Below are 15,898 nucleotides of genomic sequence, written 5' to 3'. Positions count from 1 at the left end.
TCGTTAAAATAATATTCAAATCAGATGCCAAAAATTTAAAATGTTAATAATCAGATGATTTTGTGGAATTAATTAAAGAATTGTTAACGGGTGATTTACTTTATTTCGTTAAATAGCGATGCTGAAAGAAATAATTGCGGTATTAAGCATTGCTTACTTGATTTAGGCGGGAATAACTGATCTGGCGAGGAAAACACGGTGCGAAATACCGTGAAAATACGCTTTTTAAAACAGGCACAACTGTATAGATTTATAAGATCATAATTCAAGTAGACAATATTTTAATACCATAAAAATATTGTAAATCAATTGTTTGGTTAGTATTAATCGATTCCGCGTCTCGGATAAACCTTTATTAAAACTTCATATCTTATGAGCACTAAAATTTCTCTCGAACACATTGATGACCTCATCAGGCGCAATCTGTCGAGTTTTAACAAAAAAGGCGTATTAACTGTAAGGCCGGGTTTTGAAATCTCGAACGCATGGCCCACAGGTAGGCAGGCTATCGTGGCAACAGTGGATAAGAAAAGCAAAAGCGTGCCGGACAGTGAAAGGCTTCCTGACTCTATTGGTAACATTCCGGTTGATGTCAGAGAAGCGACAGGGCTTCAGCGCTTGAAAGTGAAGTCGCCTGCTAAATTTGACCTGGCGAAGTTCCATATGCGGTCTGAAATACGCGAACCAGACTGGCCATTCGAGCGGGCTCTTCCTGGCGGCAATGTTTTGCCCGTCAACTCACACACAAGCAAACCTTTGGGCTTGCAAACTAAAGCAAAAAAAACGCAGATCGACTATAAAGCACCCGCCGGGACTACCCTATCAGAGTTTGACGGTAAAACAACCATCATCGCTTGTGCAAGTCCGGATGCTGGCCACGATGTACTGGTGGATTTTCTAAAGCAAACCGCGTCTGATCTGACTATAGGCATGTATGATTTTACCTCGGCGGACTTGTTAACGAATGTTATTGCCGCAAGTAAAGGCAAAACCCTTAAAATGGTGTTGGATCATCCTCCGAGAAACAAAACAGCCGATCAAACAGACGAGCAAACGCGCGACGACATCCTGGCAGCTAATACAAAGGCCGCCATAAATTGGGCGTTGACCAGAAACGACCCGGTTGTAAACGAATGGATATACCCCAGCGCATATCATATAAAAGTGGTTGTGCGCGATAGCAGCATATTCTGGTTGTCGAGCGGAAATTTTAATAACAGTAATGAGCCCAATCATCATTCGACCAAGCCGATAAAGAACATTGATCGTGATTGGCACGTAATTGTAATGAATGATAAACTGGCCAAACTTTACAAGGCATTCATCGATAACGATTTTGCAGTTGCACAGGGTGGACAGGGACAGGGTGATGAAGTGCAGCATCACCTGATCAATAACGCGCTGGATGACCTGAAAGCAGAAAGTGCACAATCAGCTTCAACCCGAACCCCTAGGCTGGCAGCAACTCCGTCATCGGCTTTTGCGGCACAGACATTTACGGATGTGCCGGTTAAAATTCAGCCTTTGCTGACACCTGATAAGGGTACCAATACTACGATGTATATTGATCACGTTTTGGACCTTATCAATTCGGCAACATCCAAGTTATACATCCAAACCCAATACATACACCCTTCGGAAAAAGAAGAGGACAAGGATTTTATGAAACTGTTGACTGCTTTACAAACTGCAAAAAGTAAGGGTATTGATGTGCGCGTCATACTTAGTCAATTTGAGAACACCGGGCAATGGATAGAGAAGATGCAGCAACTTGATTTGGTTAGCGGAATATTGCGCCTGCAGGAGAATGTGCATAATAAAGGCATCGTGGTAGACTCGAAGGTGGTTATGGTAAGCAGCGAAAATTGGTCGGCTGATGGAACATTACGGAACCGGGACGCCGGATTGATTATCAGTAATGCTGATATCGCACAATATTTTGAAAAGATATTCTTGTTCGACTGGGATAATAAAGCCAATGTAAAAATAGAGGCAGAGAGTTGACCAGGATTGAAGCAGCCCAACCAAAATTTCGTATATTTGTATCCCGCTTTACTGCCAACTGTTACTGGTAAGTGCGAGCTCTAAAAAATGGGGTCGACCGGAATTGACAGGATGGAGATAAGTAGGTAAGCATGCAGCGCGTTGGGTGAATTAGCGCTTTAATCAGAACGCTCAAACTTACAAATGGCGAAAATAACTACGCCTTGGCTGCCTAATTTAGAATTAGAATAGCCTTTGTCCCGCCGGTGTTCCGTTTCATTGGACCGGCAACCGGGGCATCGAAAAATGAAACTGGCCTGCTTAGGGTGTGATAAGCGGGCGAGATAAAGCACCTACGGAAGACGGTACAGGTAAGCGGCTGACCTTCCCCTTCCCGACAAACTAACAGCAGCTAAGCATGTAGAAAGCTTACCTTATACCATGTTTGGACGAGGGTTCGAATCCCTCCGGCTCCACTTAACTATCAAACAATCGCCTGTAAATCAAGTATTTGCAGGCGGTTTTTGTTTTTTGGTGTCGTTTATACTTCATCTAAGCTACTTTCAAGCTTTTTATGGTTTACCCCTGTTGGAGTCTTGTCATCAAATTTAATATATCTTCAACTGCGCGGCCTGATTCGCTCACCATGTTTCTGATGAAAGGGCTGTTTTCCTTTGTGCTGAGTAAACCCTCGAGTATGCCGTTTAACCTTTTAGCAAGTTCCTCATTCGGTGCAGTGATCTTTCTGATCTCGCGGCCGATTACAATTGTGGCAATCTCTTCGAGTTCCATTTCTTCGCCGCCAAACAAGTCGGCATGGGATTCATAAATCAGGTCTGCTTGCAGGTCAAAAAAATGAAGTAAGATATTGATAATGTCACGCGCATCTTTTGCCCGTACTTCCGGACGGTCATCATACGCGATAAATTTAAGCAGGACAATGGCTGGTAAGGTGGCGACTTTAAAACTGTGGCCGGTACTCAGTTCGACCGTTTCGGTCCCGGCGTGGTAAACCTCACTAAAGCCATTGACCTTTATATTGCTCAGGCCGGTGCCGTCAAATTTCACCTCATCATTAATTTCGATTTCGCCGAAAGGCAGGATGTCTACCTGGATGCCTGCCGGGGTGAGCAAAACAAATGAATTGGTTTTGACTTCCCGATAGCCTCTTTTGTCGATCAGGTAAGATCGCACAGCTTTGTAATCTTCCTTATTGCTGATCATGATAGCAAAATCAACATCTTTAGTAGTCCGGAATTTTTTATCGCCCCTTGCGTACCAGATATCGCGCGCGAGCGCTCCGATCAAGTAAAAGTCAATATTCAGGCGCTCGAACGTTTCTTCCAGTTCGTTAAAAACTTCTTTTAATTCCCCTTCTCTAATACTGCTCAAATCCATCTTTCAAATATTTATCATAAATCATTTCAGCCGTTTCCAGGCAACGCGGATCGTTTGTAATTTTCAAATCAGCATAGATCAGTAAGAGGGGCGCAATTGGGGTGATCTCCTTTTCCTCATCCTTCCAGAATTTATCGTAAATCAACACATTCCCGGTGACATCCGGCACCAATTTCCATTTTGGAACCAGGGTACCTTTTTGCTCCCCGGTGTAGGCGGTTAATATTTGCGGATTTAACCAGTTGGTCATCATTTCGGCCGCTGGTTCACCACCCCAAACAGTTCTACCCGGTGTTATGGGAAGTTGTTTCCAGTTATTAAAGTCGTCCTGATGAAAGAAGCGGTATCGTCCTTGTAACAAAGCCGGCTTCAACGTCTCCCGATAACCAGCGATCCAACGATTCAGTAGCTCCTTTTTATTTTGAAGCCGAATGTCCTTTTCGTTTAGCTGCAAGATAAACCCTGCGTCTCGTAAACCGAAGATGATATTTTTGATATTACCCAGGGCGACGCCGGTTTGCTTGGCGACCGTACGGTAAGGCATACGAATACCATGTTCGTTCATCAGCAGGTAAAACACGGCACGCAACCCTGTTTTGGTAAAGGCCCTATTGGTTACCGGTTTTTCAGGCCCGGTATTTTTTTGGCCATCCAGCCAGACCAATTGCCCTGCGGTATTGACAAAGATATTCCCGGCCCCGTCAAGATAGCCGATCTTGTATTCTCTTAACTTTTCCTTTATCGTTGGGAAAATCCTTTCAGCTACGACCAGGAAATTTGGGTACTTGTGATATAGATTGAGCAATTCCGGTAATTGGTACTCGCGTAGTTCTCTTTTTACTTCAACATTGAAATGTACGTTTTCATTTTGGATATAAAGATCCAGCGCGCCATCGATTTCCTGCCCCTGTTGCGTCCATGTGCCTTTGATTCCTGTATGGTCCTTTAGCCGATCCAGGGCCTGAATGATAATTGCTTCTTCGTTCATTGTTTTTTTGCGTTCACGTAACGTGAACGATCAAATATAGTGAACAAAGTAATCAATTGCAATTTAGTAGTATTAATTTTTTTTAACTCCAAATCATGTTGAAATATGTAAGAACTTTATCGCTTACGATTGTAAGAAAAGGAGTGCACTGAACCAGCGTCGAGCTTCATTGCGTCAATATCTTCGTTGATTTTGCCGACCATGATTTCGCTGTTCCATCGCCCCGGGATAAATCTGGAGTTTAACCAATTGGATATTTGGGTGATTGGCGACTGCTCTGAACTAACTAATTACCCGGGATTCTATGAGGTAGATAAGTATTTGGGCAAAGAAGGTTTTGAGAATTTTTTTCATTACCAGCCAAAAGGGGCTGAAAAGTTTTCTCTGGGGCTAAACAGTCAAAGACTGCTAACTCATCCGGTATCATAAGATAAGGTAGGCTGGTTCAAATAAAAGTCCCCAAACACTCGCTGCCGGGGACTTTCAACCTAAGTTAGATGATTGGACACAAACCAATTATTCCGTCAGTAGCTAATGTTCCTGTATTCCAAAGTAATTCCATTTCTTCGCCGCCTCCCCACATTATCACTCCTTGCCCCGCTGCTTTAGCAAGATTCCATGTGCCTGATACCCAATTACCCTTTCTACAATCCTTGTATGCATCGATCCCTGAATTCACAATAGTTGCAGCTCCTGTAAATTTGCCAAGCCACTTTAGCCCCTCCAAAAAGCCGGCAGTTTGAGGCTGCCGGCTTACCATCTGAACTTGTCAGTATCCTGTTGCCCTTAACGGGTCTTCTTTGCGTTCTTTTCTTTAACGGTTGTAAACTTCCCGCTTTTTGCTGCGGCTCTGCTGACAGCTGCGGATTTGGTAGCTGTCCTTACGGTTTGCGTGTCACTCCTGACTGCCCAGCCGCCTGACGCATGCCCTACCTCGTAGGCTACCAGGGCTTTGGCCAATGATGTATTACTGCGTTGCTGTATGGCTAAAATATCTTCGATCTTTTCCAGGACGGGGTCCGGTTCCTGCTCGGCGACCTTCAGGTCATAATCCGACTGCATCCGCAGCCAGAACCCTGCACTGATCTCCAGCGCCCTTTCCAGCCGGCGTGCCATCTTTGGCCCTACCGGTCTTCTGCCCGCGAACACCTCGCTGAGGTGGGTGGGCAGGATATTCAGTAATACAGCAAAATCTTTTTTAGTGATCTCCCTGGCTTCAATTTCTTCTTTGAGTATGTAACCGGGATGGAAAAGGTCGGGAGACCTTAAAGCCTTTCCATCCCGGTCCACAACCTCATGTACATTTTGCATAAATCTTACGTTTTTTTGTCTTTAATTCAACTTGGCGTGTACTTCTTTGTCTTTTAATTCTTCTATGGCGTGGTTCTAATGTGTCGTTCGGTGTGCAGATTCGCTATGATCTTTTTTGCTATTTGACGGTTTTTCTTAATGCCTTCTTCTTTTCTTAGACTTCTTCTTTTCAAATGCCTTCTACTTTTTTCGTGACAACGTATACTATGCGTACCTTAAAATAGCTGTTAGGGCTATTTTGCGTAATGATCACTCATTCGGATGACCTGGACGATCTCAATCTTGCCGTTATGGTCCAGGTAAAACTCCAGCCTGTACTGATCATTCACCCTGATGGAATAAACCGGGTCAGGGGCATTTTTAGGTTCCAGCTTTTCGAAACGCAGGCTCCTGAATTTGCTCAGTTCCTGGGTTGATGTGCTGTTCTTGATCTGATCGATCCGTAAACGGTATTGCTTGATGACCTCAGGCGGGAACCGCGGTTTACCCGGGACCTTGCCTCCAGTATACAGCAATTCGAAATACGAATCTGTAAAGGATACCAACATGTCAAATAACGTTTAATTAAACCATTCGATTAATTAAAACAAAGGAAAGTAAAAAATTTTAAATAACCAAATTCGTTGAAGTTTTTTGTATAGATTTTTTGGTTATTATTGTTTTAATTATACAGTTATTTCAAATTCAAGGTATTTCGCCTTGATCACCACCTCATTACTTACAGTTCAAAAGCCCCATACGTTTTGATCTCCTTTAGCACGAAGCTGCTTTAGTTAAAGAACCATCTTCTAGATAAATTCCAGGGTGTGGGAATGGCCGATCAGTTAATACCCCCACGCCAAATCTACTTCCCGGATCTTACTTTACCCAAATTCTCTTTAGCCGCTTTCTGTATCTTGTCGGCTTCGTCGGCTTGGGCCTTTGCCGCAATTATGGCCTGTTGTTTTTTCATTTCTTTTTCTTCCTTGGCAGTAAAGCCGTCAGGGTCTTCTTTCAATTTTGTGATTATGGCTTCCGCCGTTTTAGGATACATAGTTTCTTTTTCACATACAAAATCACATACAAGAACGAATCCGTATTTGGCATATGATGAACCTACTCTTTTAAAAGCTACTTTCATTACTTCAGCTATCGAAGGCCAATAATTCCGCCTCATTGTCTTTCATTTTCTTGAGTTTACGGATTTAAAAACCATACATACCACCCGAAACGGATATCTGCTCGCCCGTGATCCAGGCTGCATCATCGGATGCCAGAAAAACAGCAGCTTTCGCGATGTCAGTGGGTTGGCCCCTGCGCCCAAGCGGTGTTTTTTCGACAAACATTTTTTCATAGTCGCTGCCCGGAGTGACGCCTGCATTGGCGGCGCCTTCAGTATTCGTGGCGCCCGGTAAAATAGAATTGATCCGAACGTTTTTAATACCTAACTCCTTAGATAAAGCAATAGTGAAGGCATCAAGTGCTGCTTTAGTTGAAGAGTATAATGACGCATTCGGAAGAGGATACTTACTCGCACCGGAACTGATATTGATAATGTTTCCCCCCTTTTCGCCGAAAAGTTTTAGCGCCGCCTGGATTGTCAATATAGGCCCTAAAACGTTGACGTTAAAGCTTTGGTGAAATGCCTTCACCGAAATCTGTTCGATAGGTGCGTATCCTTGAGCTACCGCATTATTTACTAAAACGTCCAAGGCGCCGAAAGTCTGTTTGGTTTCTTCAAACAGCCTGGTTACATCGGCTTCATTCGATACATCGGCCTGTACAGCGATGGCCGTGCCGCCATTATCTGTGATCTCCTTAACTACTTTATCTGCGCCTTCTTTACTGGTGGCATAATTCACCACTACTTTTGCGCCGGCTGCGGCAAAATGCTTGGCGATCGCTGCGCCTATTCCTTTTGATGCACCGGTAACTACCGCTACTTTGTTTTCTAATTTATTCATGATTTCTATTATTTAAGATTTAAACTTGATCAGGTCCTGGAAGATCAACTGTCCCCAGTTATTTCCTTGCGCTTGTACCAGTAGTCCGCCTTCAGACAGCCCGCCAAGTTTGACTGCCGCGAAACCAAGATCTTCCGCAAGCGCTGCGATCTCCGCAGTTGCACCATCATCGTCGCTAGCGAGGAACACGACCCGACTGCCTTCATGTACGGCCGGATCCTGGCCGAGGATAGCAGCGCCTAAATGGTTGAAGCCTTTAACGAGTTTCCCTCCGTTGAAAGCCTGCGCTACAAATTTGGCAGAAGGCAGCCCGTGTAACTTTTCGGGGGGCACGCCGTAGGCATTGGTCACATCTACGATGATCTTTCCCTGCCATTCGGGCAGCGCCTTTGCGACGTCCGAGTGCGACTCAAAACGCACCGCCAAAAAGATGACGTCCGCCTTGACGGCATCCGCCAATGTTGCGGGAATGATCCCGGTTCCGATCGCGGCAGCCTCGGATGCAAAGCTTTCCGGGTTACGCGTGGTGGCAACGGATACTTCGACGCCTTTGCGGGCGAACGCCTTCGCCAGGGCCTTGCCAATCTTGCCAAAGCCGATAATTGCGTAGCTTTTTGCTACGTTTTGTGAATTATTCATTTTGAGAATTTTTTAATTATTTTGATAAATAGGTCATGCCGCCATCCACAAGGAGTTCGGCACCCAACATAAAAGAAGAATCATCAGAGGCCAGGAAAACTGCTGTTTTACCAATGTCAGACGGTTGCCCGATCCGGCCTATCGGCATTTGATCTGCAAAGTGTTTTTTTACCGCTTCCATTTGTTCTGCCGGAACAAATTTGTCAAATGCAGGTGTATCGGTTGTACCTGGAGTAATGACATTTGCCCTGATCTTCCGATCTAAAAGGTCGCTTGAAAGTCCTTTGGCTAAATAAATCACCGCCGCTTTTGCTGCACCGTAAAGTGTAAAATTCGCGTAGGCCCGATGGGCAGCATTTGATCCGATGAGAATAACAGAGCCACCATCATTCATATAGGGTAATGCTTTCTGAACCGTGAAGTAAACACTCTTCAGGTTCAGGTCGATGGCCTGGTCAAACGCGGTTTCGTCAAAAGTTGCCACAGTTCCTACCGCTCCGGCACCTGCATTGGCTACGACCACGTCTATTTTCCCGAATTTTTCAGAAGTTGCGGCAAACACCCTTTCCAGGTCTGCAATATTGGTCACGTCGGCATTGATAGCTATGAAATCATCTCCCAGTTTCGCCACAGCGTTATCCATCGTTTCCTGATTTCTGCCGACGATAACTCCCTTTGCACCTTCATTCTTAAATTCCAGTGCAATGCCCAATCCAATCCCGCTATTACCGCCTGTAATTACGACTACTTTATTTGTTAATCTGCTCATTTTTAATTTAATATTAAATTTGTTTCGCAAAGTTACTATCATTAGTTTATATTTGTAACTAATATAGATTATTCTGGTTACTGCGAGGTAACTACAAATTTCAAAATATGAGAGACGAGAGATTTTGCGCTTCGAATTGTCCATTTACGAGAGCCATCGGCACTATTGGCAATAAATGGAAGCCAATCATCATTAATGTGATTGGCACCCGTACCGTTCGTTTTGGTCAGCTGGATTCCATTATACCGCTCATTTCAAGGAAAGTACTGACCGAGCAACTTAAAGAGTTGGAAGAAGACGGACTATTGGAGAGATTAGCCTATAAGGAGCTACCGCCCAGGGTAGAATATAAGTTATCTGAAAAAGGCTTAGCTTTTTTGCCAATTCTAGAAAGTATAAAAGAATGGAATTGCAAATATGAGGTAGCTTTAACACCCAAAGAGACTGATAGAATAACTTATGCCCAATAGTGTAAGATCAAATTGGGAATGAAAAAAGTAGCATGTCTGGCGGTTGACTTTAATCGTCTGGCCTTGCTCATGAAAAGCAAAGACACATACCCCATTGGAATCATGCAGCTACAGCAGGCGGCTTCATTGCATCTCGCACTATCGTGCCCGGTTTCATTGCGCCGTCAGCCCCACTAGCTCTGGCAGTAGTGAAATTCGTCCCTTATAACACACCTGCCTTTGGTTTTTTTGGTGCCTAATTGATTAAAATGAAATGGTATGTGGGACAAGTGCCCAGAAAGAAAGGAGACAATTGGTTGAGTTGTTTGAGGGTTATTTATTGGGTCAAGTGGGGGAAAAACAAAAATGAACCAATTGTAACATCCTGTTAATGTCATTTTGGTTAATTTAGCAGCATCTAACCATCTTGTTACTTATGAAAATACAAAAACTATTTGCTGTACTTATTGCATGTACATTTTACATTACTGCAGCCCACGCACAATTGGGCGGTTTAGGGAAAAAATTATTGGAAAAAGGTACCGACATAGCATCGGGAGGCGGTCTAAATAAAATATTGAAACAACCGCAGGCCATTAGCACCAGTTTTAAAGATGTAAACAAAACAGGTTCAAAACCACCATCTTTTATGGAAGGACAGCAGCCTGAGCCTTTATACCTGCTGCCAAAAGCGCCCGGAGGCGGTTTTAAACTTTGTGCCGGTTTTTTTGAAATGACCAACAAAAGCTATTGCCTGCATGCTGGTACACACGGCCCAAGTAAGGGCGATGGTTATATGCTTGCACCAGTATTGGGCCCTAAGGCTGACGTGGTGATACTGATCCTGAAAAATGCTGAAAAACATCCGGAAGTAAAACAGCGCAGCATCCAGGTATTGCTTTGGGCGATAGTTGCCCGTACCCGCTTTGCCGACTTTGGCACAGACATTAAATTAACTGCAACCACTTTACTATCTCCGCAGGAACTGCTTATGCTGGAGGGCGGCGCATTGGGGGTACTGCCGGCAAGTGTAATGGCAAAAGCAAAAGACCAGCTCCCCCCGGCCGCTCAAAGCGTTTTTGAAGCCGAAAATAATATCCGCCAACTGGCTGCATCAGGTAATGCATCATATGAAGAAATGGAAAAATATGCCCTGTTGGCGGGAGTCGCGCAAGCCGATCCGGAAGTGCCTTCGGGTATATGGTCTTTACATCCGGATGGTTATTATATCCGTTATTTTCCGAGGGGGTATTCCATCACCAGGATGCAGATCTACGTGCCTAAAGAACTCATTGATGCCAAACCCGACCTGGTTTATGATGGTCCTAAAGGAATCGCCTGCCCTGCAAACGTAGGCGCACAGCGTCTTGCACAAACCAATGAGCCGTTAAATGCTGATTATAGCCAAAAATTAAAAACGAATTGTAATCCGTTGTAAGAGCTGTTTGCCGGGGCAGAGCGAAAATCCTTCCGGTTCCACGCCTCAACTTAGTCCCTCTCGGTTGGAGAGGGATTTTTTTTTGCCTGAGTTTAGATCGGGTGATGCTTGAAACAAATAGGCATATTTTACGTAAAAATATAGTCGGCTGCTTTTGATTTAGGCGGTATGCTTAAAACTTTCTATGCCCAGAAATAAAATCTTATTTGAAAATTTCAGGAAGCTTACCAAGTCAAAATTTAATAGGGATGTAGCGCATTGCTGAATCGGCGGTTGTTTTGTTAGCAAATAGCTATGGTATAATTCTTAGATATGCATAGTTTTGCAACCCGATAGTTCATTTGAAAAATCTAATAAAATTAACATGTCAGTCCAAAACAAACTTTATTTCGCAATAGCTATCACAGGATTAGTAGTGTTAGGTGGTTGCGGTAAGTCGGGTAGCGGGAAAACGGGTAATAATAATACCGGGCCTGTAAGTGCTGCTAAAATAAACCCGCAAACAACGACGACAACATGTGATTTTGATGTCAGCGACACTACATTGACCAATCATGGCTGGACAAAAGCCTTCGATGATGAGTTTACCGGAGATCTTTCAAACTGGACTGCTTTGACTGGAGGGATGCGCGGCGCCTTACAGTGCAGTGAACCCGCAAACGTGCAAATAGTGAACGGGGTTTTGCAGCTTACCGCAAAGCGCGACACGGTGACCGGCCCAAAAACTGTAAATAATGATACTACTGCAACTTTTAATTTTACTTCCGGGTGGCTTACGTCCAAGCAGTCTTTTTCGGCGAATAGTACAACGCCAAAGGTACGCCTGGTCGCAAGAATAAAAGTGGCTACGGGGTTTGGGGTTACTTCGTGGTTCTGGACCTATGGCAACGGGGCATGGCCTACAACCGGCGAGATTGATTGCGTTGAGGCACAAGGCAACACTACCAAAATGTATTCAACCGACTATGCATTTGGTACAACACCCGGTAAGAGTCTGGTTTCGGGTAGTCTTTTATATAATCCTACCAGTGGCGACCTTGCTACTTGTTACCATGTGTATACAATGGAGTGGACACAAAACTCACTTAAATCCTATCTTGACGGAAATCTTGTTGAAACAAAAACAACAGGCGGTTTTATAAGCAATCTTTTTGGCACCTCACAGAGCGTTTCGCTGGCTTTACCTGTAGGGGGCTGGTTTTATGATAAGACGCTTAAGCCGACAGATATACAGTGCGGAACAATGTATGTTGACTATGTGAAGGTGTTCACCTCGGCCCATTAATCTTCTAAAGGTTCTTATTAGAAATTCTCAAAGCATCTTTTCGATCTGTCCGAAAGCGGAAAAGTATTCTCTTACTTTTCACAGCGGAATACCCATTATTTTGAAAAACCACAAGCTAAGACACGGGCGATAGCAGGGTATGACCATCCGTTTGTAGCAAAAATTATGACAAGACTTTCATAATTGTATCTATATCGCGCTAACAGCATATTGCCCAATTTTGATGCATGCTCTTTTCCCTAATGCATTAATGTTATCAAATTGAATTAATTATGAAATCAACTGCTGATCTGATCATCGTCTTGCCCCTATTACTGGGTTATGTTTGCGCCCGTGCCTACACTGCTATTTTGCTCTCAAGAATAGAGAAAAAAAAGGGCCGGCTGCGTTTTTCAAGCATAGCATTGCCGGCGCAGGACATTCATCAACATGAGCTGATCAAGATCAGCGTGAGATACCATGACAAAGAAAAGGTGAATTTTCTGCAACATGCAGCTAAATGTATGCTATGCCTGCTAATTGCTTTTGTGATTAGCTCGTTGCTTTTTGAAGGACGGTCGATGGTAAAAGATAGCAAACTACCGACAATTGCCCGTAGGGGGTAAGCTGGGGTTTGGCCGGATAAGTGAAGTGAGTTCCTATTGCAGGGTCATCCCTTTGGAGACCCTGCAATTTCGTTAAAGCGATCGGTTGATTGAACGATCGTTTGTTTTTAGTGAGTTTTTTCTTGAGCGAGGAGCCTTAGCACATTTGCCAGCTGGCCATATTCGCACCAGATCACAGGATTTTATCTTGAAAAGGTTAATGTCCCAAAACCTAATTGATCGTAACTGCCACTATTTACACCATAATCGCCACCTCCACCTTCGGGCCTAACCAGGGCAGCAAATTGCGTGGAATATGGAGCAGATTTTCCCTTTTGCTTTACATAATAATTGTAAATCAATTCCCAACCCGGTCGGATTACGCCTCTGCCAGCCGCAGCTATTACCGTTTGATTAACGTTATTACAATTGTTATAAGTGGTATAAGGCACAGTATTACTAGTATTGATGTTATAAGCAGCAATATATTCGCTAACAGCCAGCAAACGCGGGTTAATTTCATTCCAAGGATTATAATCCATCAAATTTACACCCTGGTTGTTTGCCATAATACAAAACGCGCCCAGCAGTGGTACCTCCATTGTAGCATGCCCCTGGTCGCGTCCAGCTTCTTGTGGCTGCGCCATCCCGTTTGGATATATCTTAGATGCAACACGGCCGATAAAGCCATTACCAACACCTGTATGTGCGTAATAATTAATTGCATAATTTATTTTGGCCGTATCATCACACAATATACCAATTGCCAGTACAGTACACAGGTTCGACATATCCCAATTTAGCCAGTAATGCGTATCGCATGTCCCATTATGAGTATTTAAAAAACGATAAGAAACGGGGTAATAAACATTGAGTAAAAAGTTTTTAAACCTGGTAAAATCAGCAGGCGCCCAACCACTATAACTACGCATAATTTCGGATGCATTGGCCCATTGGTAACCTTGCAGTCCAGCCGCCAGGGCCTGATTAGAATCGCCATCCATACCTGTACAAATACTGGCCCAGGCGTTCATTATTTTTATCGCGTTGTTGCCGCATGCCACATCACCTTTAATCTTCCAGCGTAAAGCTTCCTGATAGGCAGCCGCAGCATCCTGGCACGCTAAAATGTAATTCTCAGGAGCACCGCTTGCCGCTTTGCCACGCACAATAGTATCCACTGGTCTTGGGACATAGCTTGGTGATGAATGACCGTTTGCCACTAATTTATTCCATCCGGATAACCAGGGCTCGCGACCAGCATTCACATTGGTGGTCATCCGCGTAAAATCGGCTGCTGTATGCAGCATTCCGGGATGTATTACCGTAGAAATTGTATTTATTGTTGTAACGTTTCCAGTCGTAACGGAAGAGTTTTCTATGCCGTTTGTTTTCATCAGGCCACTTCCATTTTTTGCGCAGGCGCTCAACGTCAGGATGACCATAAGCTTAACTACCACTCTCGTATTGTTGCTCTTCATTTTTAGTAGATGTTGTTTTAAAATTGGCCAAATTTAGAGGTTTAATGGTTATTTACCCGGACAAACTATAGCCACGCCTCGACCAGCAGTGGCTCGACCGGGTAGGGATCGCCAGGACGGAAATAATTCATAAATGATAATTCAAAGATTTTCTTTTCTATTTTAGGATCGATCCTTTTGTGGTCTATTTATGGAGAAAACGAACCCTGCCCTTCCTTATTATACTGATATTAACGACTTTTTGGCCTCTATTCCATGGCCTGCCCGAACAACTGATCCAAACTTTTACTGTCTGAGGTTAAAAAAGCTTGGTGGTGATGTGCAGGTATACCGACCGCCTTTTAAGCGTTCATTCTATTTTTTTGCTTTATTATTCAATTCAGGCAAAATCGAAGTTAACTATGGCGATCAGACTATTCATGATCCTGATTCCTATCTCGTATTTCATTCACCCAACCTCGTATATAGCTTTGCGCATAACAATGCGCTTGAGGGTTATGTGATCTATTTTAAGCCGGAGTGCTTCTCCTTTTTTAAGCCGGATTTTCATCAACAGTTCCCTTTATTTGATTTGTTGCATACTAATTTGTTTAGGTTTGATCTTACTGTATTTGACCGGTTAGCGCCACACTTTGAATCCGTATTTGCCGCTTATGAAAGATCAACCAAATTAGAACGTATTGAAGCAAAGGTAAAACTGCTGGGTTTACTTTATTACCTGGAAGACTTTGCTCTGGAAAGGGGAAAAAATATTCCCCAGGCCACGCCGCAACAAATTCTATTGCGCAAGTTTGTGCAACTGATTGACAACCATTATATTGATAAACGCACGGTGCAGGAATACGCAGATATGCTTTCGGTTACCGCCAATTACCTTTCTCAATTAGTTAAACAGATATCAGGAAAAAATGCGCTCACATTTATTACTGATCGCCTGGCTACCGAAGCTAAGTCCCTTATCCAATATACTGATTTTGAGATAGCCGAAATTGCTTATCAACTTAATTTTTCAGACCCCGCGAATTTTGGCAAATTCTTTAAGAAAAAGGTAGGTCTTTCCCCCTCTGGCTTCCGCAAACGAAACAAGTAATTAAATTGACCTGTTTATCCAAGTTTTATACCAAATCTTTTTATGTCAGATTAAGTTTCTTTGCTCTACAACTAATTCAATAACATGGCAACAAAAGTATTTATCAATCTCCCTGTGAACGACCTGACAAAGTCTATGGAGTTTTTTCAAAATTTAGGTTTTTCCTTTAATCCGCAATTTAGTGATGAAAAGGCCGGCTGCATGATTGTAAGCGACAGCATTTTTGTGATGTTGCTCACAACTACCTATTTCAAATCTTTTATCGATACCGAAGTGTGCGATGCCAAGCGGTCTACAGAAGTGCTCATCACACTGGATGCAACATCGGCAGACGAAGTAAAACAATTCATAAACAAAGCCGAATCATTGGGTGGCAGGATTTATGCGCAGGCACAAGATCATGGGTTTATGTATCAGCACGGCTTTGCCGATTTGGATGGTCACAGATGGGAAATGGCTTACGTGAATATGAGCCAGTTCTCCCATTCGTAAACTTTTGGAAATTAAACGTTTCGATAAAAAGAAATACTAAGCAGCCGT

The 15,898-nt window shown here is 43.6% G+C and carries 18 protein-coding genes and 1 other RNA gene; 9 read left to right on the top strand and 10 right to left on the bottom strand.

Annotated features, from left to right (window positions below; translation table 11 throughout):
* Positions 1–372: 372 nt before the first annotated feature.
* Both Q3A68_RS08715 and ssrA read left to right on the top strand, forming a co-directional pair.
* Positions 373–2,004 carry a phospholipase D-like domain-containing protein gene (locus Q3A68_RS08715; RefSeq protein ID WP_302900680.1) on the top strand — a complete coding sequence of 544 codons (1,632 nt, stop codon included), beginning with the start codon at positions 373–375 and terminating at the stop codon, positions 2,002–2,004.
* Between the two features lie 89 nt (positions 2,005–2,093).
* Positions 2,094–2,462: a transfer-messenger RNA gene (gene ssrA, locus Q3A68_RS08710) on the top strand.
* 100 nt (positions 2,463–2,562) lie between these two features.
* Here ssrA and Q3A68_RS08705 read toward each other — a convergent pair.
* Positions 2,563–3,381, bottom strand: a complete 819-nt coding sequence (locus Q3A68_RS08705) for a nucleotidyl transferase AbiEii/AbiGii toxin family protein (protein WP_302900679.1) — start codon at positions 3,379–3,381, stop codon at positions 2,563–2,565.
* Entirely contained in the window at positions 3,362–4,369 is a 1,008-nt protein-coding gene (locus Q3A68_RS08700) for a type IV toxin-antitoxin system AbiEi family antitoxin (protein WP_302900678.1), read from the bottom strand. Before Q3A68_RS08700 ends, Q3A68_RS08705 begins: the two co-directional genes overlap by 20 nt.
* A 201-nt stretch (positions 4,370–4,570) precedes the next feature.
* Here Q3A68_RS08700 and Q3A68_RS08695 point away from each other — a divergent pair, with 201 nt between their 5' ends.
* Positions 4,571–4,798: a hypothetical protein gene (locus Q3A68_RS08695; protein ID WP_302900677.1), complete on the top strand. Its 228-nt coding sequence runs from the start codon at positions 4,571–4,573 to the stop codon at positions 4,796–4,798.
* Positions 4,799–4,862: 64 nt separating this feature from the next.
* Here Q3A68_RS08695 and Q3A68_RS08690 read toward each other — a convergent pair whose 3' ends face one another.
* The 7 genes from Q3A68_RS08690 to Q3A68_RS08660 all read right to left on the bottom strand — a co-directional run bounded on the left by Q3A68_RS08690 (position 4,863) and on the right by Q3A68_RS08660 (position 9,031).
* On the bottom strand, positions 4,863–5,129 hold the full coding sequence (locus tag Q3A68_RS08690) for a hypothetical protein (protein WP_302900676.1): 267 nt from the start codon (positions 5,127–5,129) through the stop codon (positions 4,863–4,865).
* Between the two features lie 26 nt (positions 5,130–5,155).
* A complete protein-coding gene (locus tag Q3A68_RS08685) occupies positions 5,156–5,680 on the bottom strand; it encodes a HigA family addiction module antitoxin (protein ID WP_302900675.1) in 525 nt (174 codons plus the stop codon).
* Between the two features lie 233 nt (positions 5,681–5,913).
* Positions 5,914–6,228, bottom strand: a complete 315-nt coding sequence (locus Q3A68_RS08680) for a type II toxin-antitoxin system RelE/ParE family toxin (protein WP_302900674.1) — start codon at positions 6,226–6,228, stop codon at positions 5,914–5,916.
* Positions 6,229–6,524: 296 nt separating this feature from the next.
* The gene (locus Q3A68_RS08675) at positions 6,525–6,836 is read right to left on the bottom strand and encodes a hypothetical protein (protein WP_302900673.1); all 312 of its coding nucleotides are present in this window, start codon (positions 6,834–6,836) and stop codon (positions 6,525–6,527) included.
* Positions 6,837–6,864: 28 nt separating this feature from the next.
* Complete coding sequence (locus Q3A68_RS08670) at positions 6,865–7,623, bottom strand: SDR family NAD(P)-dependent oxidoreductase (RefSeq protein ID WP_302900672.1); 759 nt, start codon at positions 7,621–7,623, stop codon at positions 6,865–6,867.
* Positions 7,624–7,635: 12 nt separating this feature from the next.
* Positions 7,636–8,262, bottom strand: a complete 627-nt coding sequence (locus Q3A68_RS08665) for an NADPH-dependent F420 reductase (RefSeq protein ID WP_302900671.1) — start codon at positions 8,260–8,262, stop codon at positions 7,636–7,638.
* Positions 8,263–8,278: 16 nt separating this feature from the next.
* Positions 8,279–9,031: a glucose 1-dehydrogenase gene (locus Q3A68_RS08660; protein WP_302900670.1), complete on the bottom strand. Its 753-nt coding sequence runs from the start codon at positions 9,029–9,031 to the stop codon at positions 8,279–8,281.
* 107 nt (positions 9,032–9,138) lie between these two features.
* Between Q3A68_RS08660 and Q3A68_RS08655 the strand changes: the two genes are divergently transcribed.
* The 4 genes from Q3A68_RS08655 (at position 9,139) to Q3A68_RS08640 (ending at position 12,808) form a co-directional block, all read left to right on the top strand.
* Positions 9,139–9,501 (top strand): winged helix-turn-helix transcriptional regulator, encoded by a 363-nt coding sequence (locus Q3A68_RS08655; RefSeq protein WP_302900669.1) that lies wholly within the window; start codon positions 9,139–9,141, stop codon positions 9,499–9,501.
* A gap of 415 nt (positions 9,502–9,916) precedes the next feature.
* The gene (locus tag Q3A68_RS08650) at positions 9,917–10,918 is read left to right on the top strand and encodes a hypothetical protein (RefSeq protein ID WP_302900668.1); all 1,002 of its coding nucleotides are present in this window, start codon (positions 9,917–9,919) and stop codon (positions 10,916–10,918) included.
* Between the two features lie 364 nt (positions 10,919–11,282).
* The gene (locus Q3A68_RS08645; RefSeq protein ID WP_302900667.1) at positions 11,283–12,203 is read left to right on the top strand and encodes a glycoside hydrolase family 16 protein; all 921 of its coding nucleotides are present in this window, start codon (positions 11,283–11,285) and stop codon (positions 12,201–12,203) included.
* A gap of 272 nt (positions 12,204–12,475) precedes the next feature.
* Complete coding sequence (locus Q3A68_RS08640; RefSeq protein ID WP_302900666.1) at positions 12,476–12,808, top strand: hypothetical protein; 333 nt, start codon at positions 12,476–12,478, stop codon at positions 12,806–12,808.
* 182 nt (positions 12,809–12,990) lie between these two features.
* On the opposite strand, the gene Q3A68_RS08635 is transcribed toward Q3A68_RS08640, so the two are convergent.
* Positions 12,991–14,268: an alginate lyase family protein gene (locus Q3A68_RS08635; RefSeq protein WP_302900665.1), complete on the bottom strand. Its 1,278-nt coding sequence runs from the start codon at positions 14,266–14,268 to the stop codon at positions 12,991–12,993.
* Between the two features lie 190 nt (positions 14,269–14,458).
* Between Q3A68_RS08635 and Q3A68_RS08630 the strand changes: the two genes are divergently transcribed.
* Both Q3A68_RS08630 and Q3A68_RS08625 read left to right on the top strand, forming a co-directional pair.
* Entirely contained in the window at positions 14,459–15,358 is a 900-nt protein-coding gene (locus Q3A68_RS08630; RefSeq protein WP_302900664.1) for a helix-turn-helix domain-containing protein, read from the top strand.
* An 84-nt stretch (positions 15,359–15,442) separates the two neighbouring features.
* A complete protein-coding gene (locus Q3A68_RS08625; protein ID WP_302900663.1) occupies positions 15,443–15,850 on the top strand; it encodes a VOC family protein in 408 nt (135 codons plus the stop codon).
* Positions 15,851–15,898 lie beyond the last annotated feature (48 nt).

Origin of the sequence: Mucilaginibacter tolerans, assembly GCF_030519375.1 — a bacterium.
Lineage (GTDB): Bacteria > Bacteroidota > Bacteroidia > Sphingobacteriales > Sphingobacteriaceae > Mucilaginibacter.
Note: the sequence above shows the minus strand (reverse complement) of the source record. Positions and strands in the feature narration are given on the sequence as shown.

Coding starts and splice junctions, on each gene's coding strand:
- Q3A68_RS08625 (WP_302900663.1), top strand. CDS start 15,443: ATGGCAACAAAAGTATTTATCAATCTCCCTGTGAACGACCTGACAAAG.
- Q3A68_RS08665 (WP_302900671.1), bottom strand. CDS start 8,262: ATGAATAATTCACAAAACGTAGCAAAAAGCTACGCAATTATCGGCTTT.
- Q3A68_RS08715 (WP_302900680.1), top strand. CDS start 373: ATGAGCACTAAAATTTCTCTCGAACACATTGATGACCTCATCAGGCGC.
- Q3A68_RS08690 (WP_302900676.1), bottom strand. CDS start 5,129: ATGGTAAGCCGGCAGCCTCAAACTGCCGGCTTTTTGGAGGGGCTAAAG.
- Q3A68_RS08655 (WP_302900669.1), top strand. CDS start 9,139: ATGAGAGACGAGAGATTTTGCGCTTCGAATTGTCCATTTACGAGAGCC.
- Q3A68_RS08700 (WP_302900678.1), bottom strand. CDS start 4,369: ATGAACGAAGAAGCAATTATCATTCAGGCCCTGGATCGGCTAAAGGAC.
- Q3A68_RS08640 (WP_302900666.1), top strand. CDS start 12,476: ATGAAATCAACTGCTGATCTGATCATCGTCTTGCCCCTATTACTGGGT.
- Q3A68_RS08660 (WP_302900670.1), bottom strand. CDS start 9,031: ATGAGCAGATTAACAAATAAAGTAGTCGTAATTACAGGCGGTAATAGC.
- Q3A68_RS08680 (WP_302900674.1), bottom strand. CDS start 6,228: ATGTTGGTATCCTTTACAGATTCGTATTTCGAATTGCTGTATACTGGA.
- Q3A68_RS08635 (WP_302900665.1), bottom strand. CDS start 14,268: ATGAAGAGCAACAATACGAGAGTGGTAGTTAAGCTTATGGTCATCCTG.
- Q3A68_RS08650 (WP_302900668.1), top strand. CDS start 9,917: ATGAAAATACAAAAACTATTTGCTGTACTTATTGCATGTACATTTTAC.
- Q3A68_RS08670 (WP_302900672.1), bottom strand. CDS start 7,623: ATGAATAAATTAGAAAACAAAGTAGCGGTAGTTACCGGTGCATCAAAA.
- Q3A68_RS08645 (WP_302900667.1), top strand. CDS start 11,283: ATGTCAGTCCAAAACAAACTTTATTTCGCAATAGCTATCACAGGATTA.
- Q3A68_RS08705 (WP_302900679.1), bottom strand. CDS start 3,381: ATGGATTTGAGCAGTATTAGAGAAGGGGAATTAAAAGAAGTTTTTAAC.
- Q3A68_RS08695 (WP_302900677.1), top strand. CDS start 4,571: ATGATTTCGCTGTTCCATCGCCCCGGGATAAATCTGGAGTTTAACCAA.
- Q3A68_RS08630 (WP_302900664.1), top strand. CDS start 14,459: ATGGAGAAAACGAACCCTGCCCTTCCTTATTATACTGATATTAACGAC.
- Q3A68_RS08675 (WP_302900673.1), bottom strand. CDS start 6,836: ATGAGGCGGAATTATTGGCCTTCGATAGCTGAAGTAATGAAAGTAGCT.
- Q3A68_RS08685 (WP_302900675.1), bottom strand. CDS start 5,680: ATGCAAAATGTACATGAGGTTGTGGACCGGGATGGAAAGGCTTTAAGG.